This window comes from Albibacterium bauzanense (assembly GCF_004339765.1).
Taxonomy (GTDB): Bacteria; Bacteroidota; Bacteroidia; order Sphingobacteriales; family Sphingobacteriaceae; genus Albibacterium; species Albibacterium bauzanense.
The window spans coordinates 195,309-208,735 of the sequence record NZ_SMGO01000002.1; the positions used below are offsets into that span (position 1 = coordinate 195,309).

14 protein-coding genes are annotated in these 13,427 nt (G+C 37.1%); 9 read left to right on the forward strand and 5 right to left on the reverse strand.

Annotated features, from left to right (window positions below):
• Positions 1-1,689: an AsmA family protein gene (locus C8N28_RS06675; protein WP_132222881.1), complete on the reverse strand. Its 1,689-nt coding sequence runs from the start codon at positions 1,687-1,689 to the stop codon at positions 1-3.
• Between the two features lie 156 nt (positions 1,690-1,845).
• On the opposite strand from C8N28_RS06675, the gene miaB reads away from it, so the two are divergent.
• From miaB to groL, 7 genes are all read left to right on the forward strand, one after another.
• Positions 1,846-3,273 (forward strand): tRNA (N6-isopentenyl adenosine(37)-C2)-methylthiotransferase MiaB, encoded by a 1,428-nt coding sequence (gene miaB / locus C8N28_RS06680; protein WP_132222883.1) that lies wholly within the window; start codon positions 1,846-1,848, stop codon positions 3,271-3,273.
• A gap of 6 nt (positions 3,274-3,279) precedes the next feature.
• A complete protein-coding gene (locus C8N28_RS06685) occupies positions 3,280-4,518 on the forward strand; it encodes a sigma-54 interaction domain-containing protein (RefSeq protein WP_132222885.1) in 1,239 nt (412 codons plus the stop codon).
• Positions 4,518-5,042, forward strand: a complete 525-nt coding sequence (locus tag C8N28_RS06690) for an LptE family protein (protein ID WP_132222887.1) — start codon at positions 4,518-4,520, stop codon at positions 5,040-5,042. Before C8N28_RS06685 ends, C8N28_RS06690 begins: the two co-directional genes overlap by 1 nt.
• Positions 5,043-5,957 carry a hypothetical protein gene (locus C8N28_RS06695; RefSeq protein ID WP_132222889.1) on the forward strand — a complete coding sequence of 305 codons (915 nt, stop codon included), beginning with the start codon at positions 5,043-5,045 and terminating at the stop codon, positions 5,955-5,957.
• A gap of 7 nt (positions 5,958-5,964) precedes the next feature.
• Entirely contained in the window at positions 5,965-6,318 is a 354-nt protein-coding gene (gene secG, locus C8N28_RS06700; RefSeq protein ID WP_132222891.1) for a preprotein translocase subunit SecG, read from the forward strand.
• Between the two features lie 226 nt (positions 6,319-6,544).
• Complete coding sequence (gene groES, locus C8N28_RS06705; RefSeq protein WP_132222893.1) at positions 6,545-6,820, forward strand: co-chaperone GroES; 276 nt, start codon at positions 6,545-6,547, stop codon at positions 6,818-6,820.
• A 109-nt stretch (positions 6,821-6,929) separates the two neighbouring features.
• Complete coding sequence (gene groL / locus C8N28_RS06710; protein ID WP_132222895.1) at positions 6,930-8,564, forward strand: chaperonin GroEL; 1,635 nt, start codon at positions 6,930-6,932, stop codon at positions 8,562-8,564.
• Between the two features lie 111 nt (positions 8,565-8,675).
• Here the strand turns inward: groL and C8N28_RS13785 are convergent, their stop codons facing one another.
• Complete coding sequence (locus C8N28_RS13785; RefSeq protein ID WP_165870308.1) at positions 8,676-8,891, reverse strand: hypothetical protein; 216 nt, start codon at positions 8,889-8,891, stop codon at positions 8,676-8,678.
• Between C8N28_RS13785 and C8N28_RS06715 the strand changes: the two genes are divergently transcribed.
• Positions 8,890-10,242, forward strand: coding sequence for a S41 family peptidase (locus tag C8N28_RS06715; RefSeq protein WP_165870328.1), 1,353 nt, complete (start codon positions 8,890-8,892; stop codon positions 10,240-10,242). The two genes, C8N28_RS13785 and C8N28_RS06715, sit on opposite strands and share 2 nt — an antisense overlap.
• 8 nt (positions 10,243-10,250) lie before the next feature.
• Here the strand turns inward: C8N28_RS06715 and lipB are convergent, their stop codons facing one another.
• Together lipB and C8N28_RS06725 are read right to left on the reverse strand one after the other, a co-directional pair.
• Positions 10,251-10,952, reverse strand: coding sequence for a lipoyl(octanoyl) transferase LipB (gene lipB / locus C8N28_RS06720; RefSeq protein WP_132222899.1), 702 nt, complete (start codon positions 10,950-10,952; stop codon positions 10,251-10,253).
• A gap of 22 nt (positions 10,953-10,974) precedes the next feature.
• Positions 10,975-11,613 (reverse strand): 4'-phosphopantetheinyl transferase family protein, encoded by a 639-nt coding sequence (locus tag C8N28_RS06725; protein ID WP_132222901.1) that lies wholly within the window; start codon positions 11,611-11,613, stop codon positions 10,975-10,977.
• A 132-nt stretch (positions 11,614-11,745) separates the two neighbouring features.
• On the opposite strand from C8N28_RS06725, the gene dcd reads away from it, so the two are divergent.
• A complete protein-coding gene (gene dcd / locus C8N28_RS06730) occupies positions 11,746-12,282 on the forward strand; it encodes a dCTP deaminase (RefSeq protein ID WP_132222903.1) in 537 nt (178 codons plus the stop codon).
• Here dcd and prfB read toward each other — a convergent pair.
• Positions 12,279-13,365, reverse strand: a protein-coding gene (gene prfB / locus C8N28_RS06735; protein WP_394345263.1) for a peptide chain release factor 2 whose coding sequence is annotated in 2 segments (ribosomal slippage) — positions 12,279-13,313 and positions 13,315-13,365 — 1,086 coding nt in all. Because the reading frame shifts where the segments join, the coding sequence is not laid out codon by codon here. The genes dcd and prfB overlap by 4 nt on opposite strands.
• Positions 13,366-13,427 lie beyond the last annotated feature (62 nt).

Here is a 13,427-nt window from a genome sequence, read left to right on the forward strand (position 1 = left end):
CTAAAGTTCAGGCACGCCCAGATTAACTTTCATTCCCATAAAAATGCTTTTCCACATCAGGTTAAAAAATGATCTCTCCCGATCATGTATATAACTAATATCGGCATTTATTGGGGCTTCCCCCTTTTTTCGGGGATTACTATTTTTTATAATAAAGGAATTAGCCAGAAACGAAAGGAAACCCTTCTTTTTTAAAACATTCCCATCCTTTCCTAAAAGATTCACTTTTAAATTATCATAGAGCAATTGAACATGCGCAGTTGATCCATAGCTATTTGCATTCACATTAAACGTAACTTCTTGTATTGTTCCCTCTTCAATTCTTGCCATTGCCATAGGTACTAAAAGTTCATTGTAAAGCTTAGCATCAGACTTAGCAAGGGAGCCTTTATAATTAAACTCACCATCCTTATCTTCCATGTTTAAATTGATATCAACCATTAGCTTGGTTTTTCCTAGAAAATTTGTTTGGAAAGTAGTACGGCACCAAGGGTCTTTCTTCCACTGTAAAGTATCGTTTGTTACATTATGAAGTGTACCATAAATATTTGTGAAAAATGCAGTACCTGCTTTCTCCGATTGCCTGCTGAGCTCTTTATAATAAACATCAAAGTTCTTAACATACATGGTATCCAACACCAAAGGAATTTTTAATCTCTTTATAGCAATGTTTGGAAAATTACCGGTCTTGATCTTTCCTGAAGGTGGCATCATTTTATTATGAAAAACTCTTAGCTCTGCATTTTCAAGATCTAATGCTAATACATGGAGCCGGCCTGATAATTCCAACTGTTTAAAATCAACCTCTTTGGCATTTATTCTTTGGACAACCAATTGATAGCGATCGCCTTCTTCTCCTAAGCGTTGTGAGAACTCCATTTCTGGGTATTGAGGAATCACTTTAAAATCAAGAATATCAAGCGCTTTTCTCTTTACAGAAGCCTTGATCTCACCAATTGTATATTTATACATTCCATCGTTTGATGCGAATTGAACCTTTCTACTATTAACCTGGATGTCTTTACAGAACCAAAAGGCGGTTGAATCTTTCTGGCTGAGGGAATCAATAGAAACTGATTCCATTGCAAAGCTTAAATTACTCCACTTTCCACTTTGCTTAGTAGTATCACCCATTTCTTGTTGAACATAAGATAGTCCATTAACTCTGAACACTTGTACCCTGGCATCTTTTAACAGGGAAGGCATTTGTTCATACATCGTTTTATTGACGTTAGAATCAACCTTTACTGTATCATGCATGTTCATAACAATAAGATCGGGCCTATTGAGTGTAATACTAGAAACCTGTATATTCTTTTTGAAAAAAAGCTTTAAGAAGCCGAGGCCCGATATATCTAACGAAGTGGCTTTTAATTTAAAAAGCTTAGAGGCTCGTTGAGCACTATCAAGGTGAAAATAGGCTGTTGTATCTGGAAGTAATTGTACATTGTTTAATCTGATAGACCCGTTCAATAAGCTAACGTTCATCCTATCAAATTTCAACTCATACACGCCCTTGCTTTCTGTTCGTATTCTATTTTTAAGATTCTCCGGGAGTCGGTTCTGTAAGATGAAACCACCAATAATCAATAATAAAATGATAAAACCTGTTACAGCTGCTGTCCAAATTAAGATTCTCTTCCAATTAGTTTTAGTCGATTTTACTTGATCACTGTGGTTTTTACCCATAAAGTATAATAAAACTCGTTCTTATTTGTTCTAATAACATAAAACAAGGTAAATAGTTCGTTCATTAAAAAACTTATATTATTTTACCTAGCATTAACATGACAAACTGTCATTATATCAATTTTTTTGTATCTTTGATGCTCGAAATAAAAAGCTATGTTAGAATTAAATATTCAATCAAAAGAACACGATGAAGCTCGACAAGGGGAAGCACTTTTGCTAAAGAATGATCTATTAATAAATAATAGCAGGAAGCTTTATATCGAAAGTTATGGTTGTCAGATGAATTTTGCAGATAGCGAGATTGTTGCTTCTATTTTATTTGACCATGGCTTTGAGACTACAGGTACTTTTAACGATGCGGATGTAATTTTCATTAATACCTGCTCTATTCGTGAGAATGCAGAGCAGCGGGTACGTAAACGTTTAACTGATTTTAAAACTGCAAAGAGTCAAAACCCGGGAATGATTATCGGAGTGCTTGGCTGCATGGCTGAACGCTTAAAATCGAAATTCTTAGATGAAGAGAAATTAGTAGATTTAGTGGTTGGCCCGGATGCTTATCGCGATTTACCAAACCTTATTGGTAAAGTTGAGGAAGGTTCTCGCGAAGTAAATGTGTTGCTTTCGAGAGAAGAAACCTACGCTGATATTAGTCCGGTACGTTTAAACTCCAATGGAATTACAGCATTTATCTCCATTATGCGGGGTTGCGATAATATGTGTTCATTTTGCGTAGTACCTTTTACGCGTGGAAGAGAACGGAGCAGGAGTGCTGAATCAATTGTAAAGGAAGCAAGAGATTTATTTGAAGCAGGCTATCGTGAGGTAACTTTATTAGGTCAGAATGTTGATTCATATAAATATAAAGCAGATGATAAAGAGGATGGAGCGGTTATAAGTTTTGCAGATCTATTAGCGATGGTTGCTGATGTTGACCCTTTATTAAGAGTACGGTTCTCAACTTCGCATCCTAAAGATCTTACGGATGACGTTCTATACACAATTGCTAAATATTCTAATATCTGTAACAGCATTCATTTGCCTGTACAATCAGGGAGTTCGCGTGTTCTGGATTTAATGAACCGTACTTATACAAGAGAGTGGTACATTGACCGTATCAATGCAATTCGCAAGATTGTACCAAATTGTGGTATTTCAACTGATATAATTTCTGGTTTCTGTACTGAAACAGAGCAGGATCATGAAGATACACTGTCTATTATAGATTTGGTTCAGTTCGATTATGCATATATGTTTACCTATTCGGAAAGGCCAGGAACATTGGCTGCAAAAAGATTCGAGGATGATGTACCTGAAGAAACCAAAAAACGAAGACTGACAGAAATTGTTAATAAACAAAGAAGTTATAGCCTTAAAAGGCTTGAAAGTCAAGTAGGGAAAACTCACAAGGTGCTTATTGAAGGTTTTTCAAAACGTTCTGATCAGGATTTCTGTGGCAGAAACGATCAAAATGCAATGGTGGTTTTCCCTGTTGTTGATTCTTATAAAATTGGTGATTATGTAACGGTTATCGGGGAGACCTGTACGTCGGCTACATTAATCGGAAAAATTATTGAATAGATACGAATGGATATACAAGATGTAAAAAACAGATTCGGAATTATTGGGAATTCTCCTCTATTAAACCGGGCCATTGATGTTGCTAAGCAAGTTGCGCCAACGGATATCTCTGTTTTAATAACTGGTGAAAGTGGTAGTGGAAAGGAAGTATTTTCACATATTATCCACCAATTAAGTGCAAGAAAGCATGGACCTTTTATTGCAGTAAACTGTGGAGCTATTCCAGAAGGAACAATTGATTCAGAGCTTTTCGGTCATGAGAAAGGTTCCTTTACAGGTGCTCATGAGGCTCGGAAGGGATACTTTGAAGTAGTTAATGGTGGTACGATCTTCCTGGATGAGGTAGCTGAACTTCCTGTTGGAACACAGGCCAGGCTGTTACGTGTATTGGAATCTGGCGAATATATCAGAGTAGGTTCATCAAAAGTGCAAAAAACAGATGTTCGTATTGTTGCAGCAACGAACGTAGATGTATATAATGCTGTTGAGAATGGTAAATTCAGAGAAGACCTGTATTACAGGCTGAATACTGTTCCCTTAAGAATTCCTTCCTTACGTGAACGTAAAGAAGACATCAACCTGATCTTTCGGAAGTTTATTGCTGATTTTACAGATAAATACCGCAGTCCGAGTGTGCAACTAACAGAAGATGCTCAAAGGTTATTAATGGAATACAATTGGCCGGGAAACGTGCGTCAGCTAAAAAATGTTGCAGAGCAGATTGCTGTTCTTGAAAAAGATAGAACCATTACTTCTCAAACAATAAAGAACTATCTACCGCCTGAAGGAAAAAGCAATTTACCGATGCGTATTTCGCATGGCAATAATGATGATTTCTCTGAAAGAGATCTCTTATACAAGGTTCTTTTTGATATGAAAAAAGATATGGTTGAGTTAAAAAAACTGGTTGTTGGCATTGTAAACAATGGTGTTAATCCATCTACCATCGATGAACACTCTCCTTATATCAATCAGCTATATCAGGAAATAGACCAGCCACGCGTAGAATTTCCAAGTTCCCCTACACTAACAATCCACCAACCAAATCTCGATCGATCAGACGATATGAATATTACTGAAGATGTAGAAGAAGTTGAAGAATCTCTCTCATTAATAGACAAAGAATCGGATTTAATTAAGAAAGCACTTAAAAAACATAAAGGAAAACGTAAATTAGCTGCACAGGAACTAGGGATTTCAGAACGCACTCTATACCGTAAAATTAAAGACCTAAATCTAAACTAATGCTCCTTGCTATTAAAAATAAACTAAGCTACGCTCTTCTCTTATTTGCTGCTATAGGATTCAATTTATCTTGTGGTATTTATAGCTTTACAGGAGCTTCTATACCGCCAACGATGAAAACTGTTAGCGTTGATTTCTTTGAGAACAATGCCCCTTTAGTAGTATCTTATCTAAGTACAGATTTTACAGAAGCGCTGAAAGAAAGAATCAGGAATCAAAGCAGCTTGAGTATGGTCAGAACAGATGCCGATGCATCGTTCTCTGGAAGAATTACGGGTTATACTATTAATCCGACAGCTGTTCAGGGTAATGATCGTGCCGGATTAAATCGATTATCAATCACAGTAAGCGTTAAATATACCAATTCGGTTAACCCAACATATAACTTTGATGAATCCTTTACCCGTTTTAAGGATTTCTCTACCAATGCTGGCCCTATTCAAAGTCAGGAGCAACAATTGATAAAAGAGATTAATACGATGCTAACTGAAGATATTTTTAACCGTGCATTTGCAAATTGGTAAATGGAAAATATTAATGTGGAAATAAGTAACAAACGAGAGAAGTTTTATCAGTTCTTAGCCAATCCGGATGAGGCTGATTTAACCGAGGTTAAGGACCTTTGTAAGGAATATCCTTATGTTCAGTCGCTTTGGGCTTTGCAGGCACGGCTAAGTGTTTTGCAAAACACCAGGGACGCTAAAGATATTTATCAAAAAGCAATCTTACATAGTACCAATCCTGAACTATTTCGGGAATTTGTATATAAGACCCAAACACAGGTTGAGGAAATTGAGTACATCGATACAGAGGACTATTATATTGAGGAAGAGCCTCAAAACATAGCAGAAGATTTTGATTCACTTTCACTCAATCCAGAAATACCTGAATCACCAAAAGAAGCTGACGGTTCAACACCTAGCCGCTATATGGATGACTGGATGCCTTATACATTTGTATGGTGGCTTCAAAAGACCCGAATGGAATATGCAGAGACTTATCAACCTTATTCTACTTCAGGCTTGAGTGAAAACAAAGACAAGGCTGATAAAAACAATTCGGCCAATCCATTAGATCAGCAAATTAGAGAGCATATTTTTAACCTTCAGGATCCGGAAGAGAAATTAAGTGAACAATTTGATGGAAGCGCTAAAGTTTTTAAGGTTCCTCATAAGGAAGACGCAATCATCGAAAAGTTCATCAAAGAAGATCCTCAAATAAAGCCTCCGGCAGCTGATAAAATCAATTTAGAGAACAAGGCACGCAAAAGTGCCGAAGATAATTCAGGTTTTGTATCTGAAACGCTGGCCAAAATTTATACCGAACAAGGACTTTATCACAAAGCTTTAGACACTTATAAAAAATTAAGTTTGAAATATCCCGAAAAAAGTCTTTATTTTGCCAACCTTATTGAAAAACTGAATCAGAAATTAAATTAATTATACAATGTTTTATTTATTTATCGCTCTTATTATCCTAGCCTGTGTTTTACTTGTATTTATTGTATTGATACAAAATCCAAAAGGCGGTGGATTAAATTCAAACTTTGCCGGCTCAAACAACCTAATGGGCGTTAAACGTACAGGAGATATCCTTGAAAAAGGTACTTGGGTGTTAGTTATAGCTATTATGGTTATTTCTTTATTAATCAATGCAACCATGCCTACCGATGGAGGTGCAGCTATAGGTGGTTCTGGATTAGGAGATCAAATTAATCCTACTTCGGTGCCAACAACAACGGCTCCGAACACAACTGCGCCATTAACTCCGGTTACTACGCCAAGCGATACAACTAAGTAATTAGATGTAAAAAAGAGATTGAGGGGATGGAAGGTATTTCATCCCCTTTTTATGTAACATTACTCTGTCATTTTTGCATAGCTAATGACAGTTTTAAAAGATGGAATTTGCTTTATAGAGCCAAATGGTGAAAAATTGGCAAGAATTGTTCAAAAACGGCCTTTGGCATAATTCCTGAACTAACAATATTATAGTATTAAACATTAAATTTTTAATAGATCAAATTATGGCATTAAACATTAAACCTATCGGAGACAGAGTGGTTGTACAAGCCGCTCCTGCAGAAGAAAAAACCGCATCAGGGATTTATATTCCGGATACCGCAAAAGAAAAACCTCAACGTGGCTCTGTGGTAGCTGTTGGTAATGGTAAAGTTGACGAACCATTAACTGTAAAAGTTGGTGATGAAGTACTTTACGGTAAATATGCAGGCACAGAAATCACCTACGAAGGTAAAGAATACTTAATTATGCGCGAATCAGATATTTATGCAGTTCTTTAATTGTAGACAATCTTAATTAGCATAACATTTATAAAATTAATCAACGTTTGAATAATTATCTGATTAAAAATTATTAATTCTAATTACTTAAACATTACAATTAAATAAAATGGCAAAAGAAGTAAAATATAATATTGATGCGCGTGATGCTCTGAAAAGAGGTGTTGACACGTTAGCAAATGCTGTAAAAGTAACCTTAGGCCCAAAAGGCCGTAATGTAATTATTGAGAAGAAATTTGGTTCTCCGGCTATTACTAAAGATGGTGTTACTGTTGCTAAAGAAATTGACCTGAAAGACCCGATGGAAAACATGGGTGCTCAAATGGTAAAAGAAGTAGCTTCTAAAACTGCTGATCAAGCAGGTGACGGTACAACTACTGCTACTGTTTTGGCTCAAGCTATTATCAGCGCAGGAATTAAGAACGTTGCAGCAGGTGCAAATCCAATGGATTTAAAACGTGGAATTGACAAAGCAGTTTCTATCGTTGTTAACAACCTGCAATCTCAATCTCAAACAGTAGGAGAAGATAGCCAAAAGATTAAACAAGTTGCTTCAATCTCTGCAAACAATGACGAAGTTATCGGTTCATTAATTGCTGAAGCAATGCAAAAAGTTGGTAAAGATGGTGTAATAACTGTTGAAGAAGCAAAGGGTACTGAAACTGAAGTAAAAACTGTTGAAGGTATGCAATTTGATCGCGGTTACTTATCGCCTTACTTTGTTACCAACACTGATAAAATGGAAGTTGAATTAGAGAGTCCTTATATCCTGATCTACGATAAAAAGATCAGCAACATGAAGGAACTTCTTCCTATTTTAGAAAAACAAGTACAAACAGGAAAACCACTTTTAATTATTGCAGAAGACTTAGACGGAGAAGCTTTAGCTACATTGGTAGTGAATAAGATCCGTGGTTCATTGAAAGTTGCAGCTGTTAAAGCTCCAGGATTCGGTGATCGTAGAAAAGCAATGTTAGAAGATATCGCTATCTTAACAGGTGGTACTGTAATCTCTGAAGAAAGAGGTTTCAAATTAGAAAATGCTGAATTAGATTTCTTAGGTCAGGCAGAAAAAGTACTTATCGATAAGGATAATACTACTATGATCAATGGTTCTGGTAACAGCGAAGATATTAAAGCACGCGTAAATCAGATTAAAGCTCAAATCGAAAGCACTACTTCTGATTACGATCGTGAAAAACTTCAAGAACGTTTAGCAAAATTAGCTGGCGGTGTAGCTGTATTATATGTTGGAGCTGCAACTGAAGTTGAAATGAAAGAAAAGAAAGATCGCGTAGATGATGCTTTACATGCAACACGTGCAGCAGTTGAAGAAGGTATTGTAGCTGGTGGAGGTGTTGCTTTCATCCGTGCAATTGAGGCTTTAGCTGATTTGAAAGGTGATAATGAAGACGAAACTACAGGTGTTAACATCATCAAACGTGCAATCGAAGAGCCTTTACGTCAAATCTGTAATAATGCAGGTGTTGAAGGATCAATCGTAGTTCAAAGAGTAAAAGAAGGTAAAGCTGATTATGGCTACAACGCTCGTACAGACTCTTATGAAAACCTGATTAAAGCAGGTGTTATTGATCCAACTAAAGTTTCTCGTATAGCATTAGAAAATGCAGCTTCTATCGCATCTATGTTATTAACTACTGAAGTAGTTTTAGCAGATGCTCCTGAAGAAGATAAAGGCGGCGCTGGTGCTCCTCCAATGGGCGGCATGGGCGGAATGATGTAATATCATTTAGCTTTATAAGTATAAAAAGGCCATTCTGTTTATTCAGGATGGCTTTTTTCATTTAAAGATGTCATCCAATAATTCTTTAATCACTTTATTGCTTTTTTATAATTATTTTTGATTAAGAAAATCGACGGGCATGAATAGATATATATCGTTTTTAAAGAAGTATTTCTTACTTAGTTCTATCACTGTATTACTATTCTCGGCCTCTTGCCAGAAATCAGATGCCCCAGCTCCCATACCTCCAAGAACCAGAGATACCTCACGTGTTCCTGGTAACCCAGCATCCAATACTGCGGTTAACACATGGATAACTGATAGCATGCGCATTTATTATTACTGGAATGAAAGTATTCCTAAGGATGATCTTTTGAACCTTAAGCTGGCACCTCCGGATTTTTTTGAAAGCATACTGGATGATGCAGATCGATTCTCCTGGATTCAAAATGTAGATGACTTAAATGATAACCTGGCTGGCGTAAGTACCACTACCGGATTAAATATTATGCTCGTATCCTACAACGATGATAAAAACGTTCTGGGAGTAGTGAGATATGTTATTCCCGGATCTCCGGCAGACAATCTGGGTATAAAACGCGGAGTGCTTTTCAGCGAAATAAATGGAACAACAATGACTCCTGGAAACTATGAGACGTTGCTAGACCCTTATTTTAACGGAGAGAGCTTTCAAATTACCCTTGCTACTATTGAGAATGACGTCGTAAAAGAAGGAAATAAGGTTAACCTTAGCGTTACTCGCGTTGATGAGCCCTCCGTGTATTATCATAAGATATTTACCACAAACTCGGGCAAAGAAGTAGGCTATATCTTTTATAATCGTTTCTTAAATGAAAAAGCAGATGAACTTTTTAGCGTGTTCAATGAATTTAAGTCATCGGGCGTAAACGAATTAATTTTAGACCTTCGCTATAATTTAGGAGGAGGAATTTCGGTATCAGGCGTATTGGCGGCTTTGATTAAACAAAGCTATAACAAGGATCAGATCTTCGTTAACTACAATTATAACAAGCTCTTTAATGCATTGATTCCTTTGGAAGAAAGAAACGATAGCTTCGCAAAGCTGTTCCCGGCAGTATCAAACATACAAAATACCGATAATGCTATAAGTGACATTGACTCCAAAGTAAAAAATGCGAACTTAAATCTTCCAAAGGTTTATATACTCGGAACTTACAATTCTGCTTCTGCCAGCGAATTAGTAATTCATAATCTGGCTCCTTATATGCAGGTTATTCATATTGGCGAAACCACACGTGGAAAGAATGAAGGATCCATTACAATTGAGGATAAGAGAACACCACGAGTTATAAACTGGGCTCTTCAGCCAATCATTGTAAAGCTAGCGGATAAAAATGGAGAAGGAGATTACGATCAGGGCTTAATACCAGACTATGAAGTTGACGAAACCGATGTGTTACCTTTATTACCCATTGGCTCAGAACAGGACCCATTGGTTGCAAAGGCATTGAGCTTGATTGACCCCATTAGCAGTCCACAAGCACGAGCCAGAACCATGGCAATTACACCAACACCTTTATTACAAAAAGTATCTTTTGCTAATAAATTCGATGAAAGAACAATGAAAGCGAAACCTGTTCAGGTTGATGGAACCATTGATACAGAAACTCTCAAAAAAATAAAGGAAGAAAAGTAGCTTAAAGATTAGATCTGAAAGTCCATTTGGAAGAGCTCTGCTAAATGATGTTTTAGCCGGGCTTTAACTTCCGATATATCTTGCTTTGCTCCAAGCTCTATTTCCATGGAAGTAACCTGTTTATCATCAATACCACAAGGTACAATGTGATTAAAATAGCCTAAGTCAGGGTTCACATTAAATGCAAAACCATGCATAGTTACCCAACGACTGCTACGAACACCCATAGCGCATATTTTACGAGCTCGCTCACTATCAGGCTCCAGCCATACTCCTGTATAACCAGGAAACCTTCCAGCCTCTATACCATACTCTGCTAAAGTCAGTATAACCGCTTCCTCCAGTGTTCTTAGATATAAGTGGATATCCGTAAAGAAATTATCAAGATCCAATATAGGATAACCTACAATTTGACCGGGACCATGATAAGTGATATCACCTCCACGATTAATCTTATAATAGCTGGCACCCGCCTTTTCCAATTCAGCCTCATCTAATAACAGATGCTCAGGCTTACCGCTTTTACCAAGAGTATAGACATGTGGGTGTTCTACAAAAACGAGATAGTTATCCGTTGGATTAGCTGTACTATTTGTACGATTAGCAACTTTCTGAGCTACTATATCCGCGAAAATGGTCTCCTGCTTTCCCCAAGCCTCCTGATAATCGATACTACCCCAATCCTGAAAAATAACCTTCTTATTTTGCATCACCTTTTTTCAATCTACAAATTTACGCATTGCAAACATATGCTAAAAGATACCCATCCATTTTCTCATAATCTACTGTTAAATATTGCGAGAAATCAGGGGTATATAAATGGGCCCGAAGCGTGCCAGCTTCCTGAAATTGAAAGGCTTCAACATCAATATTCTGTTTTAAAGAAATTCCCTTCTTTCCTTGCCATTTAAATATTGCCTCTTTAGCACACCAGCAAACATATAATCTTTCAATTTCATGCTCACCATGTACTCTTTCAATTTCAAAATCTTTTAGAAACTTTTTGGCAATACGCCTTATCTTGGGTTGAATTATCTCTATATCCACACCTACGGCATTCTTTGGATGAACCATTGCAATAGCAAAATCATTAGAATGGCTTAAAGAAATATACCCTTCATAATTATCAATATAGGGCTTACCATGCTCATCTTTCAAACACTCTGCAACCCCCTGCGGAAATAACGCATTTAATGCTTGCCTTACTGCCAACCAACGAACTCTTCCTCTTTCTGAACGTATAGCAAGTAATTCGTTCTGTTCTCGTTTACTGATATTTAAATTTGACCGCAATTCCTCCTCATTTTCCTCAATATGCCATAAACATAAAGAGCTTCCATTGGCTAAGGTTTTAATATAACGTATCGGCATTCTCTATTATATTTCTAATTATTCTTGATAAGAGCATTCCAAATTACAAACATTTGTTCGGATATTAATTTAAAAACAGTTTCTTGACTTTTCCGAGTATATTAAGCAAGATTATTTTCTAATTTTACAGCTATGATTTTATCTGATAAGCGAATACTCGAAGAGATTGAAGCAGGAAACATTGTAATCGAACCTTATGATCGTAAATGCCTGGGAACCAATTCATATGATGTACACTTAGGGAAATACCTGGCCACTTACAAGAACCGGGTATTGGACGCAAGAGAACATAATGAAGTTCTTCATCTGGAGATTCCAAAAGAGGGCATAGTCCTGGAACCAGGCACTCTATATTTAGGCGTAACCGTTGAGTATACAGAAACCTACAAGCACGTTCCTTTTTTAGAAGGAAAATCAAGCATCGGGCGCTTAGGAATTGATATCCATGCTACTGCCGGAAAAGGCGATGTTGGTTTTTGCAACACCTGGACCTTAGAAATATCAGTTACCCAAGCTGTTCGCGTTTATGCAGGTATGCCCATTGGTCAGTTAATCTATTTCGCTGTTGATGGTGAAATTGAAACTCCATACAATACAAAAGGGAATGCCAAATACAATCGGAAAACTACCAAACCGGTAGAAAGCATGATGTGGAAGAACGACTTTTAATCATCGCTAAACTCCATTAAATAAGCTTTCAAGAACTCATCTATTTCTCCATCCAATACAGCCTGTGTATTGGATGTTTCGTAATTTGTGCGTAAGTCTTTCACCAATTTATAAGGGTGCAACACATAATTTCTTATTTGCGATCCCCATTCAATCTTTTTCTTATTGCCTTCAATTAAAGCCGTTGCTTCCATCTTTTTACGCATCTCAATCTCATACAATTGAGATTTCAATAGTCGCATCGCATTTTCCTTATTTTGCAATTGAGAACGGGACTCCTGGTTTTTAATAACGATCCCTGTAGGTTTGTGATGCAACCGAACAGCGGTCTCTACCTTATTAACATTCTGACCTCCAGCACCTCCAGAGCGAAAAGTATCCCATTCAACTTCTGAATCCTTGACATCAATCTCAATCGTGTCATCAATTAACGGATAAACATAAACAGAAGCAAATGAGGTATGCCTTTTAGCATTAGAGTCAAAAGGAGAAATACGCACCAATCGATGCACCCCATTCTCACCTTTTAAATAACCGTATGGAAAGCTGCCTTCAAATTGCAAGGTAACTGTTTTCAGTCCGGCAATTTCACCCGACTGATAATCCTGCTCTGTAATCTTATAACCATTTCTCTCTCCCCACATCAAATACATTCTCATCAACATCTCAGCCCAATCACAACTTTCTGTCCCTCCGGCACCCGATGTAATCTGAAGAACCGCACCCAACTGATCTTCTTCAGAACTTAACATATTTTTAAACTCAAGATCTTCTAATGCACTTACAGCATTGCGATATACTTCGTCAACCTCTTCTGCACTGGCATCGCCAGCATGAAAGAAATCATACATCACAACCGTATCCTCAACAAGCGACAATAGCTTATCGTAGGAGTCAGTCCATATTTTCTTACTTTGAATGGTATGTAATACAGCCTCAGCTGCCTTAGGATCGTCCCAGAAATTAGGAGTAAGTGTTAAACTCTGGTCTTTATGGATCTCTTCTTTTTTAGTATCGATGTCAAAGGTGCCTCCTCAGGGAAGCAGTTCGATCCCTCAAATCTTGAATGTTTTCTTTGGTCATTGGACAAATATACGATTAATGATGAGTCTATTTTTAGAACAACGAAAACAATTGATGGTTTA

Bases quoted from the DNA above. Each gene is read 5' to 3' on its own strand.
- C8N28_RS06725 (WP_132222901.1), bottom strand. From the start codon at position 11,613: ATGCCGATACGTTATATTAAAACCTTAGCCAATGGAAGCTCTTTATGT.
- lipB (WP_132222899.1), bottom strand. From the start codon at position 10,952: ATGCAAAATAAGAAGGTTATTTTTCAGGATTGGGGTAGTATCGATTAT.
- C8N28_RS13785 (WP_165870308.1), bottom strand. From the start codon at position 8,891: ATGCTATCAGTTATCCATGTGTTAACCGCAGTATTGGATGCTGGGTTA.
- groL (WP_132222895.1), top strand. From the start codon at position 6,930: ATGGCAAAAGAAGTAAAATATAATATTGATGCGCGTGATGCTCTGAAA.
- C8N28_RS06685 (WP_132222885.1), top strand. From the start codon at position 3,280: ATGGATATACAAGATGTAAAAAACAGATTCGGAATTATTGGGAATTCT.
- C8N28_RS06675 (WP_132222881.1), bottom strand. From the start codon at position 1,689: ATGGGTAAAAACCACAGTGATCAAGTAAAATCGACTAAAACTAATTGG.
- C8N28_RS06715 (WP_165870328.1), top strand. From the start codon at position 8,890: ATGCGCATTTATTATTACTGGAATGAAAGTATTCCTAAGGATGATCTT.
- C8N28_RS06690 (WP_132222887.1), top strand. From the start codon at position 4,518: ATGCTCCTTGCTATTAAAAATAAACTAAGCTACGCTCTTCTCTTATTT.
- dcd (WP_132222903.1), top strand. From the start codon at position 11,746: ATGATTTTATCTGATAAGCGAATACTCGAAGAGATTGAAGCAGGAAAC.
- C8N28_RS06695 (WP_132222889.1), top strand. From the start codon at position 5,043: ATGGAAAATATTAATGTGGAAATAAGTAACAAACGAGAGAAGTTTTAT.
- miaB (WP_132222883.1), top strand. From the start codon at position 1,846: ATGTTAGAATTAAATATTCAATCAAAAGAACACGATGAAGCTCGACAA.
- groES (WP_132222893.1), top strand. From the start codon at position 6,545: ATGGCATTAAACATTAAACCTATCGGAGACAGAGTGGTTGTACAAGCC.
- secG (WP_132222891.1), top strand. From the start codon at position 5,965: ATGTTTTATTTATTTATCGCTCTTATTATCCTAGCCTGTGTTTTACTT.